Annotated in this window: 15 protein-coding genes, 1 tRNA gene and 1 pseudogene; 7 read left to right on the forward strand and 10 right to left on the reverse strand. The window is 67.9% G+C overall.

Features of this window, described 5'->3' with window-relative positions; genetic code table 11:
• The first annotated feature begins 97 nt into the window (after positions 1 to 97).
• Positions 98 to 1,708, forward strand: a complete 1,611-nt coding sequence (locus H5V44_RS10130) for a right-handed parallel beta-helix repeat-containing protein (RefSeq protein WP_185192997.1) — start codon at positions 98 to 100, stop codon at positions 1,706 to 1,708.
• 19 nt (positions 1,709 to 1,727) lie between these two features.
• Here H5V44_RS10130 and H5V44_RS10135 read toward each other — a convergent pair whose 3' ends face one another.
• Complete coding sequence (locus H5V44_RS10135) at positions 1,728 to 2,153, reverse strand: hypothetical protein (RefSeq protein WP_185192998.1); 426 nt, start codon at positions 2,151 to 2,153, stop codon at positions 1,728 to 1,730.
• A 199-nt stretch (positions 2,154 to 2,352) separates the two neighbouring features.
• Here H5V44_RS10135 and H5V44_RS10140 point away from each other — a divergent pair, with 199 nt between their 5' ends.
• The 5 genes and pseudogenes from H5V44_RS10140 (at position 2,353) to H5V44_RS10165 (ending at position 8,141) form a co-directional block, all read left to right on the forward strand.
• Positions 2,353 to 3,861 carry a DUF1102 domain-containing protein gene (locus H5V44_RS10140; RefSeq protein WP_185192999.1) on the forward strand — a complete coding sequence of 503 codons (1,509 nt, stop codon included), beginning with the start codon at positions 2,353 to 2,355 and terminating at the stop codon, positions 3,859 to 3,861.
• Positions 3,858 to 4,616: pseudogene (locus H5V44_RS17985) on the forward strand (hypothetical protein); the annotation flags it as partial. The gene H5V44_RS10140 and the pseudogene H5V44_RS17985, both read left to right, overlap by 4 nt.
• A 164-nt stretch (positions 4,617 to 4,780) precedes the next feature.
• Complete coding sequence (locus tag H5V44_RS10155; protein WP_185193002.1) at positions 4,781 to 5,944, forward strand: signal peptidase I; 1,164 nt, start codon at positions 4,781 to 4,783, stop codon at positions 5,942 to 5,944.
• 4 nt (positions 5,945 to 5,948) lie between these two features.
• The gene (locus H5V44_RS10160; protein ID WP_185193003.1) at positions 5,949 to 7,211 is read left to right on the forward strand and encodes a DUF5305 domain-containing protein; all 1,263 of its coding nucleotides are present in this window, start codon (positions 5,949 to 5,951) and stop codon (positions 7,209 to 7,211) included.
• 354 nt (positions 7,212 to 7,565) lie between these two features.
• A complete protein-coding gene (locus H5V44_RS10165; RefSeq protein ID WP_185193004.1) occupies positions 7,566 to 8,141 on the forward strand; it encodes a hypothetical protein in 576 nt (191 codons plus the stop codon).
• Here H5V44_RS10165 and H5V44_RS17570 read toward each other — a convergent pair.
• The 4 genes from H5V44_RS17570 to H5V44_RS10185 form a co-directional block, all read right to left on the reverse strand.
• A complete protein-coding gene (locus tag H5V44_RS17570) occupies positions 8,134 to 8,400 on the reverse strand; it encodes a ribbon-helix-helix domain-containing protein (protein WP_246403927.1) in 267 nt (88 codons plus the stop codon). The genes H5V44_RS10165 and H5V44_RS17570 overlap by 8 nt on opposite strands.
• A 162-nt stretch (positions 8,401 to 8,562) precedes the next feature.
• Positions 8,563 to 9,051, reverse strand: coding sequence for a site-specific integrase (locus H5V44_RS10175; protein ID WP_221625673.1), 489 nt, complete (start codon positions 9,049 to 9,051; stop codon positions 8,563 to 8,565).
• A 196-nt stretch (positions 9,052 to 9,247) separates the two neighbouring features.
• Positions 9,248 to 9,319, reverse strand: a tRNA-Thr gene (locus H5V44_RS10180).
• Between the two features lie 72 nt (positions 9,320 to 9,391).
• The gene (locus tag H5V44_RS10185) at positions 9,392 to 10,087 is read right to left on the reverse strand and encodes a DUF7114 family protein (protein ID WP_185193005.1); all 696 of its coding nucleotides are present in this window, start codon (positions 10,085 to 10,087) and stop codon (positions 9,392 to 9,394) included.
• A 184-nt stretch (positions 10,088 to 10,271) separates the two neighbouring features.
• On the opposite strand from H5V44_RS10185, the gene H5V44_RS10190 reads away from it, so the two are divergent.
• The gene (locus H5V44_RS10190) at positions 10,272 to 10,928 is read left to right on the forward strand and encodes a potassium channel family protein (RefSeq protein WP_185193006.1); all 657 of its coding nucleotides are present in this window, start codon (positions 10,272 to 10,274) and stop codon (positions 10,926 to 10,928) included.
• Between the two features lie 253 nt (positions 10,929 to 11,181).
• On the opposite strand, the gene H5V44_RS10195 is transcribed toward H5V44_RS10190, so the two are convergent.
• From H5V44_RS10195 to H5V44_RS10215, 5 genes are all read right to left on the reverse strand, one after another.
• Complete coding sequence (locus H5V44_RS10195) at positions 11,182 to 11,346, reverse strand: hypothetical protein (protein WP_185193007.1); 165 nt, start codon at positions 11,344 to 11,346, stop codon at positions 11,182 to 11,184.
• Between the two features lie 320 nt (positions 11,347 to 11,666).
• The gene (locus H5V44_RS10200) at positions 11,667 to 12,602 is read right to left on the reverse strand and encodes a tetrahydrofolate dehydrogenase/cyclohydrolase catalytic domain-containing protein (protein WP_185193008.1); all 936 of its coding nucleotides are present in this window, start codon (positions 12,600 to 12,602) and stop codon (positions 11,667 to 11,669) included.
• Between the two features lie 100 nt (positions 12,603 to 12,702).
• Complete coding sequence (ddh, locus tag H5V44_RS10205) at positions 12,703 to 13,632, reverse strand: D-2-hydroxyacid dehydrogenase (RefSeq protein ID WP_185193009.1); 930 nt, start codon at positions 13,630 to 13,632, stop codon at positions 12,703 to 12,705.
• A gap of 44 nt (positions 13,633 to 13,676) precedes the next feature.
• The gene (locus tag H5V44_RS10210; protein WP_185193010.1) at positions 13,677 to 15,542 is read right to left on the reverse strand and encodes a BCCT family transporter; all 1,866 of its coding nucleotides are present in this window, start codon (positions 15,540 to 15,542) and stop codon (positions 13,677 to 13,679) included.
• Between the two features lie 111 nt (positions 15,543 to 15,653).
• The gene (locus H5V44_RS10215) at positions 15,654 to 16,961 is read right to left on the reverse strand and encodes an NAD-binding protein (protein ID WP_221625674.1); all 1,308 of its coding nucleotides are present in this window, start codon (positions 16,959 to 16,961) and stop codon (positions 15,654 to 15,656) included.
• Positions 16,962 to 17,143: the final 182 nt, after the last annotated feature.

Consider the following 17,143-nt stretch of genomic DNA (forward strand, 5'->3'; position numbering starts at 1 on the left):
GTTCCACGCTGGACGTTGCAATTTAAAATAAATTAGCCCACGCACGGCATTTCGGCGGTTCGATCCCGCTGGTGGGTCTTCGGAGCGACAATCAAATATGAATCGACGAAAATTCCTCGCCACGCTCGGCGCGGCGACGGCGGGCACCTCGGGGGTGGTAGGTACTGGTGCGTTCACCAGCGTGAGCGCCGATCGAAGCATCAGCGTCGCCGTCGCCGACGACGCCGACGCGTTCCTCGCGATGACGCCGTCGGACGGCCCGAACGGCGAGTTCGCAGAGACAACCGGCGACGGAACGATCGCCCTGGCGCTCACCGACACAGACGCGGGCGGAAGCGGCGTCGGAACGGACTCGATCTACGAGTTCGACGACGTGTTCCGGATCGCCAATCAAGGGACACAGACCGTCTACGTCTGGGCGACGCTCTCGGGCGGGTCGCAGTTCGACGACGACACCCTCTACTTCTACCCCAACGGCGCGCGGTCGACGCCGCTGAACGACGGCGCGGGGTCGGGCGACGAGGTGCTCGGACTCGCCCCGGGTGAGAGCGCCGAGATCGGCGTTCACATCGACACCGGGAGCGTGCCGACCGGGTCCGACAGCATCACCGCAACCGTCCGCGCCGACGTCGACGAGGGACCGAGCGACGGCTCCGACTCCGTCGACCTCGAAGGTGAGGAGTTCATCGTCGTCGCACAGGATGGTAGCGGCGACTTCACGAGCATCAGGAACGCGATCGACAGCGTGAGCGGAAGCACCATCGTCGTCGAATCGGGGACCTACGACACCGAAGCCGAACTGGGGTCGTTCGGGAGCAACATCGGCCTCCAGATCGGGAGCCAGGACGCCGGCACGGACCCCGCCTCCGCCCCCGTCGGCGGCCTCAGGCTCATCGGGCGGGGGCAGCCGACGATCGGCGGGTGGGTGCAGATCCTCGATCCCGGGATCACCTTCGAGGGGTTCGAGGTCACCGGCGAGGTGTTCAATTATGGCCTCGCGGCGTTCGAACCGGGCGTGACGATCCGCAACGTCACGGTCAGCGGCGTGACGAACGGGCTGTTCGTGCCGTCGGCGGAGGACGTGCGCGTCGAGGACTGCACCGTCGAGAACTACTCGTTCTACGGGGCGGTGGTGTCCGGACGAGGTGAGTTCGGCGGCGCGACGCCGACGATCACGGGCACGACCTTCGACGGCGCGTCCGGCGGCGGTGCCGTCGGCGTCGGCATCGTCGAGACCGCGGCCGAGGTCCGCGAAAGCGTGGTGACCGGCAACGAGTTCACGGGCGATGACGGCGCCGGGATCGCGCACTTCTCCGGCGCGAACGCGGCCATTCAGGAGAACACCGTCGAGAACAACGACGACGGGGTCTTCCTCGCCGGACCCGACGCCGGGACCGTGACCGCAACCCGAAACGACATCGTCAACAACCGCGTCGGCGTCGCAAACGAGGCGAGCAGCGGGTCGACGCCGGTCGACGCGACCGGAAATTGGTGGGGGAGCGCCGACGGTCCCGGGGCTTCCGCCAGCACGAACACGATCGGAACACAGGGGCCGGTCGACAGCGACCCGTGGTCGACGGCGCCCGGGCCGAACTGGAACGCCGACGGAATGTCCGCCGGGATCTCGTCGTTCTCCGTCGAAACAGGGGGCGGCGAGTCGAACTGGGAGGGGCCGAAGCCGCCGGAGGGCCCGGATCGGGCCGACTGAGACGGATTATTGTGGTCAGTTACCGGTCATCGCCGGGCGGTGTAGGCGACGACCGGTAGTTCGTCACAATACTTCGTATGAGGTCGATGCCGACACGACCGACGGCTGCGCGGAGGGTTCGGTGGCCGAACCCTGCTGCGGCGGGTCGACTCCGGCGGTTGGAGTCGACACGGAACTCGAGTATGAACCGACCGAAGTGCATCACCACGCGCGGCACGACGACAGGGGGTACCCCAGCGACAGTCGACACAGGTGCGTTCACGAGCTTGAGCGCCGATCGGAGCGTCGGCGCCCGGGTCGCCGCGATACCGGTGACGCCGTCGAACGGCCCCGACGGCGAGTGCGCGACGACGGCCGGCGACGGAATTATCACTCCGAACGACACCGGGACCGACGAGGGTGGGGACGGCCTCGACACCGCCACCGTCTGCGAGTTCGACGACATCCGTTGCTACAACCGCCCCCTCTCGGACGACGAAGTAACAAAATTATTTAACATCCGGCAGGGTTGAGCCAAGGGCAGGAGATTCGAGACGAGTACAGTTCGAGCCGGCGGGCGAGAGCCCCCGTCAGGCGACCCCGTCAGTGCGTTCAATCACCCCATAATCAAATCCCTACCCGTACAAGATCCAACGGAGCCACGGATGGTGTCCCACCGCCGCACCGCGATCCTCGCCGTCGCCCTCGTAGCGGCGGCGTCGCTCGTTCTCACCACGGGCGCGGCGATCGTCGACGGGCCAGCCGACACCTTCGCCGAGGACCGCCTCGTGGTCCAGCCCGCAGAGGGGTCGAACGGCGAGTACGCCTACCTGAACGACGACGGGGAGATCGTAATCGACATCTCGGCGTCGAACCCGAACCTCGGCCGCGACTTCGAGGGCGTCACCCCCGACACGCTCGCGTCGGCCGAGGACGTTTTCACCATCACCTACACCGCCGACGAGTCCGCGCGTGTCTGGATCGACCACGGGAGCGAGAACGTCACTTTCGTCGCCGACAGCGACGCCATCGAGGGCAAGGTCAACAACGTCACGCTCGGGCCGAACGAGACGGTCACGGTCGGCCTCCGGATCGACACCCGCGGCGAGGTCGCGGGCACGCAACTCGGCGCCGACGAGTTCTCGATCCGGGCGGAACTCGCCGAGGACGTGTCGGGGTCGTCGGACACCGACGAGGACGACACGCTGTCGACGAGCGTGATGTCGCCGGCCGCCAACCAGCGGGAGTTCACCGCGACCGACACCCGACCCGGCGAAAACGTCACGTTCGACGCCAGCGGGATGGAGATGGACGGCGAGAATGTCACGATGGACCAGCTCAAACTCGTCGGCGTCCCGGGCGGGGACCTCCAACTCGACGCCACCGGGAGCCCCGACGCGTTCGACGGGGCGGGCGCGCTCGACGCCGCGACGCGGCCGCGGTCGCTGGCGTACCTCTCGCTGCAGCACAGCTTCGACTCCGAAGCAGTCGACGGGATGACGCTGCGGTTCAGCGCCGATCCCGCGTACCTCGACCGCGCGGGCATCGCCGCCGAGAACGTGGTGCTCTACCGCCGGACCGACGCCGGCGGCTGGGAGCGGCTGCCGACCGAACCCCTCGACGAGGACGCCGTCCGCGAGCCGGGACTCCCCGACGACCGCGTCCACTTCCGCGCGCACACCGACGACTTCTCCACCTTCGCCGTGGCCGAGGAAGTCCCGCGGTTGGACGTCACCGACACGGCGACCGACGCGTCGACCGTCGCGCCCGGCGGGTCGGTCACCGTGCGCACGACCGTCACGAACGGCGGCGGCGTGACCGGCGACCGCACGATCGCGCTCACCGCTGACGGAGCGACGATCGCGACCCGGCGGGTGACGCTCGATCCGAACGCCTCGACGACGGTCGAACTCACCGGGCAGGTGGAAACGAGCGGCGAGGTCGTCCTCGCCGTCGACGGCGCGGAGGTGGGGACGCTGCTCGTTGAACAACCCGACAACGGCACCGAACCGACGGACGAGATCTCCGGGAGCGCTACGGGCTCGGAGGGCGCTACGTCCGGCGACCCGGTTCTGGAACCGGGCGGAGTCGGCATCGGTGACCTCGCCGGACTGGCGGTACTCCTCGCAATCGTCATCGCAACCGTCTCGCTCGTCCGACGGATGCCCCGGTAACCTCGTTCACCGCCCGCTACGTCCACCTGCAGGCCGGTCACCTCGCGGGGAACCTGGCCGGGTACGGGCTGCTCGCGGGCGTCGGCTACGCCCTCGCCGTGCTGGGCGGCCGGCAGCGGTTCTTCCTGATCGCGCTCGCGACGTTTCTGCTCGCGCTCTCGGCGCTGAACCTGGCCGTGCCGCGGAACGCGCTCGGGTTCGGGTTCTCGGGGATCGATATGGCGCTCCTCGGACTCCTCCCGGTTTTGCTCTGGGCGTACGCCCGCGAGCGGTTCGTCCCCGACGCGTCCGTCCGACCGCTCCCCGCGGTGTTCTTCCTGTTCGTCGGGTGGATCGCGCTCCTGGCGCTGCCGGTGTCCCCGACCGGCGTCGGGCTCGCAGGACTCGCGACGGCGGTTGCCGGGGTCTCGATCGCGGTCGTTTACGCGTTGATACTGTTGGCTATAACTACGTGAAGATTTTCGACACCCCGGGGTGTCGAAACCCGTCACGGGACTATAGCCGACAGTATGAGCACCGGGGTGGGCCTCCGGCTACCGACCCGCGAGTGGCTCCGAGCCGTGATGTCACAGCCGGGGTACGGCGACCTGTTCGTGGTCGGATCCGTCCTGTTCGTCGGGTATCCGGTCGTCGGATTCCCCGCTGATCCCGCTGGCACCGGACGCGTCGTGAACTTTCCTGTCCGCCTGCTCGGGTGTTCGCTCGCCTTCATCGGGTTCTTCGTCCCGCTCGTCGGCGGCATAGGTGACGAGTGAGAGGCTGCCCGTCCGAGGTTGCGGCCGTCCCCGAGGGACACACGGGTCGGCGGCTGGAACCGAACCACGAATTTATGGTGATTCGACGACAGCATCGGACCGAGGTCGTCGGATCGACCCCACGCGCGCCGACAGCCGTCCCTACCGGCGGTACAAGACCCGATATGTCCCCCAAACGACTCCTGTCCATCACGCTCCAGGTAGCCGTCGTCGTCGTGGTTCTCTCGTTGGTGGCCGGGCAGTTCCTGGGCCAGCCGGTGCTTCTCAGTTTCGTCGAAACCGGGAGCATGCAGCCGACACTCGACCCCGGCGACGGCTTCGTCGCCGTTCCCACCGCAATCGCGGGCGACATCGGCCCCGGCGACGTCGTGACCTTCGAGGCCCAGGAGATCCAGGGCGGCGGGCTGACGACCCACCGCGTGGTCGAGGAGACCGAACGCGGGTACATCACCCGGGGGGACAACAACCCCTTCACCGATCAGGACGGCGGCGAGCCGGTCGTCCAGGACGCCGAGATCGTCGCGAAGGCGCTCACCGTCGGCGGGAGCGTCGTCGTCATTCCACACCTGGGAACGGTCGCGATGGGCTTGCAGTCCGCGTTCGGGTCGGTGCAGACGTGGCTCGCGGTCACGCTCGGCGTCCGGGCGCTCCAGGGCACCCAAGGGCTCGCGTACGTCCTCTTCGGGCTCTCGGCGGCCGCGTACGCGGTCGACTGGTACACCGACCGCGGGAGTCGCGACCGCCCCGAACGCGACCGCTCCCGCAACGACGGCACGTCGGTGTTCGCGATCGTGCTCGTCTTGGCGCTCGTGTTGATGGGGGCCGCGACCGCCGCGATGGTCGTCCCCGGGGGCACCCAGGAGTACGGGGTCGTGAGCGCCGAGTTCGAGTCCGAAAACCCAACCGTCATCGAGCGTGGCACGAGCCAGGAGATCGAGTACGTCGTCCCCAACGCCGGACTCGTTCCGGTGTACGCCTACGTCACCCCGGCGAGTCCGGGCGTCGACGTCGATCCCCAGCGGGTGTTCGTCGGGAGCCGCGGCGAGACGGCCACCACGGTGACGCTGTCGGCGCCCGACGAGACCGGGTACTACCGACTGTTCGTCGCCGAACACCGCTACCTCGCGGTGCTGCCACCCAGCGTGATCGACGAACTCTACGGCGTCCACCCGTGGGCGCCGCTGCTCGCGATCAACGGGCTGCTGGGCGGCAGCATCGTCGCGCTCGGCATCGTCCTCTTCCGTGGCGAGCCCGCGCGGATCCGCTCGCGGGAGTCGCGCTCGAAATCCTCGTCGTACCGTCGTCTCCTCCGTGAACTATACAGGTGACCGAATGAGTTCCTCGACACAACCCAGCGAAACTCGACTCCGTGTTCGGGCGCTACTGCACGCACAGTTTACCGTGATCGCCGTCGTCTGCCTGCTCGCCGCCGCGGCCGGTGCCGGGCTGGTGTACACGACCCACGTCGAGCCCGGAACAACGACGGAAACACGGACGACCTCCCCGTTCACCGTCGAGACGGAGTACCTCCACAGTGCGGAGGTGACCCAACCGAACTCCGTGTTCGAGACCGGAACGGTCCTCGACAACCGGAACACGTACTTCACGCGGATCGCGCCAGAACTCGATGTCGATGTCGAGGCCCGGTACACCGCAGCCGCCGCCAGCAACGTCACCGTCGATATCGCGTCCGAACTCGTCATCCGGAACGTCGGCGAGGACGGCGAGGTGGTCTACTGGAGCGATCGGGAACCGCTGGCGAGCAGGCAGTTCTCGGGCGTCGACGCCGGGCAGTCGGTCGCCGCGTCGTTCGTCCTCAACACCTCGGCGATCGACGCGACCGTGGCGTCGATCGAGGAGGAACTCGGCGCGTCGCCCGGAACGACGGAGGTATTCGTCGTCTCGGAGGTCGCCGTGGACGGGAGGTTCGGCGGCGAGCCCGCGACGTACACGCGAACGATCCGGATGACCGTAGAGCCCGGTGACGGCACGTACTCGGTGTCCGAACCGGGGCTCCAGTCGGGAGGGCCCGAGCGGACCGAACGGGTCACCGTCCAGCGGAGCTACGGCCCACTCCGGTCGATCGGCGGCCCGTTGGTCTTCCTCGTCGGGATTGTCGGTACCGGCGCGCTGCTGTACGTCCGTATTCAGGTTCGACTCCCGCTCACGCCCGAGGAGGAGGCGTACCTCTCGTACCGCGACGACCGCTCGGAGTTCGCCGAGTGGATCACGCGGATCCGCCTGCCCGACCCGGTGTTCGAGCGCCCGCAGGCGGAGGCGTCGAGCCTCGAAGACCTCGTTGACTTCGCGATCGACAACGACACCGGCGTCGTCGAGGATCCCGAGACGGGCGTGTTCTACGCTGTGACCGGAGATCTGTTGTACACGTACCGGCCGCCCGATCCAGCGGGCGGCGCTTCGGGTGACGAGGCCGCTGCAGAACCCGACGCTGACGGGCCGACAGACGACCCCGGTGGCGCGCACGACGGTGACCGCACATTGGACGCCGAGCCGACAGCGGATCCTGAATCGACGGCTGATACCGACCAATCGGACGGGTCCAAACCGGCGACCGACGACCACTCCGTGGAGTGAGACGTGCAACGGCAGGCCGCTGCTCGACGGTCTGACGGCCGGAACCTCGACTCTCGACGCGTATCCTTCGACGGCCGTTCCGGAGCGCGGGATCCGGCTGAGTTGCGCCACGGTGAGGCGCTTGCCACGAATCGGCCGGATCCGGCTGAGCCTGTAGACACGACGGACAGACAGCCGGGTGTTGCCGTAGGTGGTACCGGAGCCAGCTTCGGGCCCCCGAAAAGCGGATCCGAACGGTTTGCGCTCCCCGACCCCGACCGCCGGCTCCCTGGATCCCAACGCTGACCTCGCCGTTCGTCGTTTCGGATTTCTTTCAAAAACGATACATCAACCCGCTCGGACACGGTAGAGTGGATGGTCAGTTTCGGGGATATCGCCTTTGCCTTGTTCTTTACTTGGCCGGGTATTCTGCTGCTTCCCACAGGACTGCTATACGTCCGCAGGAACGCCACGGTCAGTGAACAGCGGCTCGAAGAGGGAGTGCCGCTCGACTGGAGAGACCAGTACGTTGCAATCAGTACGATCTTGGGCTCCGGCCTCGCTGTCGTTGCCGGCGCGTCCTTGATCGGGTTTGATCATCGCATCGTAGAACGGCTTGCCCGATTGTTGGACTCGGAACCGTTCGGGACTTCGTTTTTCACGGTGATAGCGACGATCGCGTGGTTTGGTCTTGTCGACCACACGTGGGCTTACTCCTCACGCGAAGACGAGACACGTTTTGTTATTCTCAAGGGGCTGTTCGTTGGAGTACTCGTCTTCGTGTCGGTGTATCCGATCGTACTGGTAACCATCGGGTCAGCGGTCATCGCTCTCCTCTTTTCATTTCGGGTGTTCGTCTTCACTGACAGCCTGAAGAGACGAGCGGTGGAAACAGGGGTAGCGGTACTGACACTCGGTCTCGCGTCGGCCGGACTCGCGCGACTCACCTGATATCGAAACGGATTACGAGCGCCGCGATGCGCAACGGAGCCGTTGAGAACACATCGGGAGGAAGAAAGAGCGACCCGGAATCCGGGGCAACGGCGGCGAGTTCGTCGCGGTCGACTGTCGGGAGCTCGACGGCGTCCCGAAGCGTGTCCCGAACGAACTCGCTTCGACTGTTGAATCCACGCCCCTGCCACGTATCGTCTGTTATGTTCCTGACGAAACCCCATTCGTCCCTCTGTGAGCGTGGATTGGCGAAATCCATATCGTCCACTGAACGGACGCGCCCCGGTCGATTTCGGATCTGCCGCCGCTGTCTGTGCGTTGTTTTCCTTGTGCTGACATTTCAGTGAATCGTAACACGGCGAGGGAGACCCTGTGTAGCGAGAGAGGCGACTCTTGAACGGGTTTTTATTATAGCCGACGCTCAGTTCGATGCTGAGTTTGGACTATCTTGGCGTGATCTTGGGTAGTCCCGAGGCGTGTAAGTCGTGCTGGGGTCGCTGTATTCGATCTCGGGGTCCCACTCGACATCCTTGTTGCGGGCTTCGCGTTTCCACTTGAACAACGTCTTCGCGGCTTTCTGGTAGTGGTTCTTCGTGGACTCTTTCATCTCCTCGGTCGCGAGGTGTCTCATCCAGTCGTCGGCGTCGTCCGTAGTCAAGTCCTGGACGAAGCGGCCTTTCCTGTCCCAGACGAACCGGTAGAAGAGGTCAAGCCGGTTCATCCTGTTTTTCGCGGTGCTGTGGCTGTAGCCTTCGGCTTTGTCCGGGTTTTTGCCGAGGGCCAGCATCCATTCCGCGAGTTCGCGGCGGTGCTCGCGGTATGTGACTTCTTGTCTCGGGTTTAGGTATTCTTTCGCGTCGTCTGTGACGAGTACGATCCCGTCAACCTTGTTTTCAGAGCTGTACGTCATTGGTCGATCTCCTGTTTAGAACCTGGAACTAGACGCGGACAATTTTTAAATATATGATGTAATATGCCTGTCTTTTCCACGAAAACGCGTGACGGCGTGGACCCGCGGCTTTTCCACCCGGGTACTCGTCCTTGCGCGGCGGACATTGTTTCACCGACGAAGAGCCCGATAACTACCGGACGTGACAGGGAAAGAGAGCCTAGGCCGGGATTTGAACCCGGGGTCTCGTCCTTACCAAGGACGCGCTTTACCGCTAAGCTACCCAGGCGCGTCTTGCCGTAGCCTTGAGTCGTCTTTAGTGGTTTCGATTCGGCGCCACCGCCAGCCGCGAGGCCACCGTTCAGGGGTCGGTCGCCGACGACGGAACCCGATCGTCGGACGCCCCGCCGACCGCCGACAGCGACGCGATCCGGTCGGCGGTGGCCTCGGAAAAGGCCACGTCCGCCGGCTGGAGTTCGCCGTCGACGTCGCAGTTCCGACCGAGTTCGGCGGCGTACTCGACTGCGGCCGGCGACGGGGCCGCGCCGACGGCGGTCATCCCCGCGACGAGGGCGAGCGCGAAGACGTCGGCTTCGAGGTTCCGGTCCAGCGCCTCGATATCGGCGCCGTCGCCCCGTGCGAGCGTCTGGTCGCGGCCGAACGCCCGGACCACCTCGACCGCCCGGCCCGCGGCGTCGGTGCGCGCCAGCAGGTAGAACCCCCGAGAGACCAGCACGTCGGCCGCGAGCACGTCGAGATCCGCGTCGATGTCCCCCTCCTCGGCATCGACGGTCGCCGTCCAGGGTTCCGCCCACGCGAGCGCCCGGGTGAGCCGGAGCCCCTCGTAGATCAACTGGACCCCGGCGGCGCGTTCGGCGATCCCGTCAGTGTCCGTGTCCACGCCCGTCTCGGGAGCGCGGGCGCTCACGAGCGTCAGTACGGCCGGTGTCATCGGCGCGTCCGAGAGCCGGTCGAACAGAACCTCGCGGAGTCGGTCGGGTTCGATGTCCTCGACCGCCTCACGCGCGGCCGCACGGACCCGCACGGCGTCGTCCATCGACACCAGGTAACGGCGGGAACGGCAAAGACCTTTGGAAACCCGGGGCGACAACTGCCGCACCGGGCCGACGCCGTCGGGGAACGAGCGGCCGGCATGCCGGACGACCTTGCCGCCGTCCGGCGACCGACCCGGCGAGGACCGCGGGTCCACGTTTTTGTACCCGCGTGTGCTACGATGTCGTATGACGTTCATTATCGTCGGGTACGGACGGGTCGGCGCGCGGACGGCCCGGATCCTCCACGAGGAGGGGCACGCGGTCGTCGTCGTGGAGAACGATCCGGACAAGGCCGAACGCGCCCGTGAGGCCGGGTTCGAGGTCGTCGAGGGCGACGGCAGCAACGAGTCGGTGCTGAAGCGGGCCGGCGTCGAGAACGCGGCCGCGGTCGGGGGGCTCACCGGCGACCCCAACGTGAACTTCGCGGCGTGTATGGTCGGCAAGGAGTACGGCTGCCGGCTCGTGATGCGGATCAGCGAGGACTACCGCGAGGAGATCTACGATCGCTACGCCGAGGACGTCGACGAGGTCATCTACCCCGAGCGCCTCGGGGCCGCGGGCGCGAAGACCGCACTGCTCGGGGGGAACTTCAACGCGATCGGCGAACTCACCGAGGGACTCCGGCTCACGACGGTGCGGATCCCGGAGGGTGCGCCGGTGGTCGGCCGGAAGGTCAGCGACGTCGACCTCGGCGACTTCGGACGGATCTACGCCCACGGCCGCGGGCGGGAGCCGATGACGATCCCCCTCCCGGGCACCACGATCGAGGCCGGCGACCAACTCGCCGTGGTGGTGCAGCGGGACGGACTCGACCGTGCGAAGGCGACGATGCTCGGCGAGTAACGTCGAAGTGCACCGTCGCCGGGGGGCGACGGCGCCGAGCCGGGGGGCAACGGTCGCGTGTCGGGCGCACGGGCGGTTTCGATCCGGTCGTCACCGCCGCGGTCGTCGGTGCACGCCCGATGGAGAACACCCCCGAGAGCCACTTAAAATTGCGTCAGACGAGCGTCGGGCGGCCCCGGCGCCGTCCTGCGAAACCCGGCAACCGGTCGGGGTGAAAGCGAATAATACGTGGGGAAAACCCGGAGCGGACGGACTACTTGTTGTACGTGTCGGGGATGAGAACCCGGCCGTGACCGCCGAACAGGCGGGTCAACACGGACTCGGTCGTCCCCAGCGCCGACGAGATTGACGCGGCGGGAAGGTAGAAGTCGGTTTCGGCGTCGGTGCGGCCTGCGGGTGGTTCGGGTGCGGTAGCCATTGTATTTGTATGGAGGGACCACACCCGTATCAGACTTCGTTAGTACTTGTTCAGGTATTTTTATTCTCCCTTCAGATAACACTTCGATAATCGAATACAGTTCGAGATATCGAGGTTGGATCGAATATCTCGATGTCGCTCGCGACGATCCGGGCGGGGCGGCAGGGCACTCGCGACGCGGGCTGTTTAATACGGAACGCGAAGCCCGTGGAACGGAACACGAGAACGGAGCCCGTGGAACGGAACACGAGAACGGAGCCCGTGGACGGAACGAAAAGGCGAGGCTCGGGTGTCGGCTCCCCGCGGGTGGTCGGTGCTCCCTACGGAAGGTCGACGCCGACCCCGGAGTGGCGGCCCGCGGCGTCGACAGCGTTGTAAAGCAGCATCTCGACGGTGAGCGGCCCGACGCCGCCGGGGACCGGTGTGATCGCGGCGGCTTTTCCCCGGGCGCTCTCGAAGTCGACATCGCCGACGACCTGCCCCGCGGCGGCGTCGCCGGCGTCGACCCGGTTGATGCCGACATCGACCACGACCACCCCCTCCGAGAGCATTCCGCCGTCGACGAGCCCCGGCTGTCCCGCGGCGGCCACCAGCAGCTCCGCCGACCGGGTGACCGCAGCGAGGTCCTCGGTCCGGGAGTGACACAGCGTCGTCGTGGCGTCGCCGCCCGGCCCCCGCCCGGAGAGCAGCGTCGCCGTCGGGCGGCCGACGGTCTCCGAGCGGCCGATCACGACCGCGCGTTTCCCCGCAGGGTCGATCCCGTAGGCATCGAGCAGCCGCTGGATCCCCGCGGGCGTCGGCGGCTTGTACCGCAGCGTGCCGGCTTGCAGGCGGCCGAGGTTCTCCGGGTGGGTCGCCTCGACGTCCTTCCGGGGGGCGATCCGGCGGGCCGCCGCGCGCGGATCGACGTGCTCTGCCAAGGGCGACTGGACCGAAACGCCGTGGACTCCCGGGTCGTCGTTCAGGTCGGCGAGGCGGTCGAAGAGGGTCGCGGCGGGCTTGTCGGGGTCGAGTTCGTGGATCTCGGTCTCGATCCCGACGGCGTCGCACGCCTGCTGTTTCATGGACACGTAGGTCCGGGCCGCGCCGGACTCCGTCATCGAGACGAGCGCCAGCGTGGGCGTGACACCTACCTCGCGGAGCGTCCCGACCGACGATTCGAGCCCATCGCGGATCCGGTCGGCGACCGCGTTGCCGTCGAGCAGCGTCGTCGCTGGGTCGGCGGCTGCCGCCCGTGTGCCGGAGGGTGGATCCATCTGATGTTGGACGTACGGACGGCACCGTCCAGGATATTTCATCCCGGTTAATAGTCACCGTCTTGAAGTGCTCCGGGGGGTGCCGGCCCGGTCGCGGACCCTACACCACCCGGTTGAGGAGGTCCTCGTCCGCCCGAATCCGGTCGACGTTCTCCGCGACGATCGACCCCACGTGTTCGTGGTACCGATCGGTGAACCCCGCACAGTGCGGGGAGACGATCACCTCGTCCATTCCCCACAGCGGCGACGACTCCGGCAACGGCTCGGTCTCGAAGACGTCGAGGGCGGCGCCCGCGATCGATCCCCCGTTCACGGCGTCGATCAGGGCCGACTGGTCGACGACGGCGCCGCGGGCGACGTTGATGAGGTAGGCGTCCTCGCGCATCGCCGCCAACACGTCGGCGTCGATCAGCCCGCGGGTGTCGTCGGTCAGCGGGACGGCAGCCACGACGAACCGGGCGTCGGAGACGGCCGTCTCCAACTTCGCGGGCGTGTACACCGTCTCGACGCCGGGTTCGGGCGTGGCCGTCCGCCGGACGCCGGTGACCTCGACCCCGAGTCCGGTGAGCCGGTCGACGACCCCCCGGCCGAGGGTACCGAGTCCGAGCACGCACGCCCGTTCGCCGTGGACCGTCCACGCCTCGTCCCACTCGGGCGGCGACCACGTCGCGTCCTGCTGGTTCGCGACGTGTTCGTGGAGGCGACGGGAGAACGCCAGGGCGTAGCTCGCGACGGCCTCGCCGATGGCGTCGCCGTGGATCCCGGTGCTGTTGGTGAGCGCCACGTCGGCCGCCCGCAGCCGGTCGAACGGGAACTGATCGACCCCCGACTGGATCGAGTGGACCCACGCGAGGTCGTCGTAGGCGTCCCAGTGCCGGAACGTGACCACGGCCTGGCAGCCGTGGAGTTCGCCCCCGGAGCCGTCGACGACGGTCGTCGAGACCGGGAGGAAAGCGAGTTCGTCGGCCAGTGCCGCCGGCGGGAACAGGATCGAGACCGACTCGTCGACCCCGAGCGTGTCGAGTCGCATACGGGATCCACCCCGCGGATTGTCTAATGGTTTTCCGAACCGGATCACGACTCCCGGTCCGGGGGGTCGACGTCGTGGTGGGTCCGGATCGTGGGGAGGCGATCAAGGGCCTGCCGGACGATCGAGGTGTGGCCCTGACCGCGCTCGTCGCGGTACAGCGCCGTCGACAGGCCGATCAGCGCGAGGACGGTCAACACGGCGAAGGGGGCGCCCGTGAGGACGGCCAGCGCCTGGAGCGTCTCGCCGCCGCCGACGAGCAGGACCGACAGCGCGACGGCCGCCTGGAAGGTCCCCCAAAGGACGATACTCCCCCGGGAGGGGGCGATCCCGCGTTTCGACGCCAGAACGGCGGCGACGAGCGTCGAGGTGTCCGCGGAGGTGACGATGAACACGACGATGAGCGACAGAAAGAGAAACAGGAGCAGCTCCCCCAGCGGCAGCGCCGACAGCAGCGGGAAGCCCGCGACCGCCTCGGAGCCGCCCCGGTCGGAGATGGCCGCCAGCGCGTCGGCCGCCCCGTTACGCTGCAGCGACAGCGCTGTCCCCCCGAAGATCAGAAACCACGCGCTCGTTGCCGCGGAGGTGGCGACCACGCTCGTGAACACCACGGTCCGGATCCGCCGTCCGCGGGACAGCGCCGCGATGAACGTCCCCGCGAAGGGGGCCCACGAGAACCACCACGCCCAGTTCCAGACGGTCCACTCGGTCACCCACGCGCCCGACGAAAAGAGGCTCATCGGCAGGAAGTTGATCGCGTACGCCCCGAGTGCCGCGGTGCCGCGGTCGACGACGAACCCCCGGGGGCCGACCGTCAAAAGCAGGGCCGCAAACAGCCCGAACAGGACGAGCGTGAGCCCGGAGATCCGCCGGATCCCGCGGTGGAGCCCCGAGACCGCCGAGAGCACGAACACCGCCGCCAGCCCGCCGACCAGCAGAACCGGCCCGACGTTGCTGGGCGGGACGCCCCACTGGAACGCCACGCCCACGAGGAACTGCTGGGAGATGAGCCCCAGCGAGGTGGCGATCCCGCCGATCGTCGCGAACACCGCCAGGGTGTCGACCAGCCGGCTCCACGGCGAGTCCAGCCCGTCGGCGCCCAGAAACGGCGTCAGGATCGACGACACTCTGAGCGGGGCGCCGCGCTGGAACACGAAGTACGCGATGGGGATCCCGACCGCGGCGTAGGCGGCCCACGCCGACACGCCCCAGTGGAACAGCGAGTACACCAGGGCGGCGTTCACTGCGGCCGACGAGCCCGGTGCGGCGTCGAAGTACGGCGGCGGTTGCTGGTAGTGGAACAGCGCCTCCGCGGGGCCCCAGAAGACGATCCCGGCGGCGATCCCCGCGGTGAAGATCAGCGAGAAGTACGTCGGGTAGGTGTAGGCCGGCGTCGCGTCCTCGCCGCCGAGTTTGATGTCGCCCCACGGCCCGAGGAGCAGCGCCCCACAGTACAGCACCGCGAGCAGCGCCACCCCGAGCAACGCCGGCCCCATCCCCCGGAGGACGCCCCGGGAGAGCCCGTCGATCGCGGCGGTCGTGCCGGCGGGGAAGGCCAGTTGGAGCGCGAAGTACGTCGTAAAGACCACGATCGGGAGCCCCAGGATCACCGGGTCGTGGGCGGCGACGACGTCGGAGAGGACCGACCGGACCGACCCCCGGCGGATGGCGAGCAGCGTCGACCCCGAGGACTCGGCGGGCGCGTCCGTGTCGTGGGGTAACACCGCGAGGTAGCCCAAACCGGAGCCGAAGAACGACAGCGCCACCACCAGCCACGTCTGGCCGCCGAGGAGGCCGCCGACCAGCCCCGGGAAGAAGAACCCCACGAGGACGACCGCGCCGGAGGCGACGAACGCCGACAGGAGGGCGCCGGCGGCTGTCCGGCGTCCCCCCTCCGCTTCGACTGTGCTCATACGCGGTATGTTGTCGAGGAACGGTATTTTACTGTCGGCGCGGCGGCGGCGAGCGCGGTCGGGGCACCTCGCGGGCGGGTGCGGCCGGCGAGGACGGACGCCTCGCGGGGATCAGGACTCGACATCGTCGGGGTCGATCGGCGCGCCCTCCGGGTCGATCGTCGAGTCGGCGCCCTCGGGGTGACTGCCCTCCGCCGACCCGAGCAGGTCGTCGAGGGGGGAACTGGCGTCGTCGGCGTCGGATTCCAGCACCGTCGCCCCGAGGAGTCGGCCGCCGATCGACCGGAGGTCGATCACCTCGTCGGCGCCGACAGTCTCCAGTTTGTCGACGTGGGTGTCGCCGTTCGCGACCGCGACGATCCGGACCTCGGGGTTGACGTTCCGGGTTGCGAGCACCGCGAGCACGTTGGTGGCGTCGTCGTCGCTCGCGACCGCGACCCCGCGTGCGGCGTCGACCCGCGCGTCCGCGAGCGCCGACTCGTCGGTGGGGTCGTCGGTCAGCACCTCGATTCCGGCGTCCGACAGCCGCGCGGCGGCGTCGGTGTCTGTTGTCACCACGACCAGGTCGGTGCCGTCGTCGACCTGATCGAGGAACGATTCGGTCACGTCGCCGTAGCCGAGCACCACCAGGTGGTCCTCGAGAAGCGCGAGTTCTGATGCGGTCATGGTTCCGAACGCAGCTGCCATCCGGGATTCGATCGCGGGACCGACGAGGGCGCCGACCGCGACGGTGAACGCGCCGGTCCCGAGCAGGATCACCGACAGCGAGAACAGCTCCGCCTCCGTCGTCCGGGGGGTGATGTCGCCGTAGCCGACGGTCGCGATGGTGACGATGACGTAGTAGAACGCGTCGCCCCAGCTTTCGAGCTCGACGAACTGCTCGCGGAGGCCGTAGGAGCCGATGGTGCCGTAGAGGACGACCCCGAGGATCGAGGTCAACGACGCGATCTGGAGCGACGACAGCGCCAGGGCGGTGTCGAACTCCTCGCGGTTGGCGACGAGCAAGGGCACTGTCACGAGGACGATGAAGAACAGCGGGATCTCCGTCGGTCGTCCCGTGAGGAACGGGAAGGCCGCGAGCAGCGGCACCAGGGCGACCGCAGCGACCCACGCGGCCCGCCGCCGCCGGCTGAGCCCGAACGTCACGAGCGCCAGCGGGAACGCGAACAACACCCCCGCAAACCGGACGAAGACGCGTGCGCCGGGGAGAACGCCCCCCAGCGGCCCCCCGACGACGACCTGCGGCTGGCTCAGGTTCGAGAGCCCGGTGACGAAAGCGAGCACGGTCACCGCGGCTACCAGCGCTACCGTGGGCTTGGCGCCGGAGAACTCCCGCCACTCGACGAACGGGATCCGGTCGACCGGGTAGAACATCCGCTCGAACGGACGCTCGTCCGCCCCGCTCTGTGAGTCAACCACTATCACCCGTTCGCGGATCCGGAACATAACAGTACTGCCGCCCCGCGGCACGCACGGGAGGGTTTGCCCGCGCCACCCCCGGACTCGGCGCCGGGGCCGGCACATCACCTAAGATACGTATCAGGTTGAGCCCGGACCGTAGCCGTCCCGCCGGTTTTTAACCCCGCAGCCGGGGAACTACG

Origin of the sequence: Halobellus ruber (assembly GCF_014212355.1) — an archaeon.
Taxonomy (GTDB): domain Archaea; phylum Halobacteriota; class Halobacteria; order Halobacteriales; family Haloferacaceae; genus Haloquadratum; species Haloquadratum rubrum.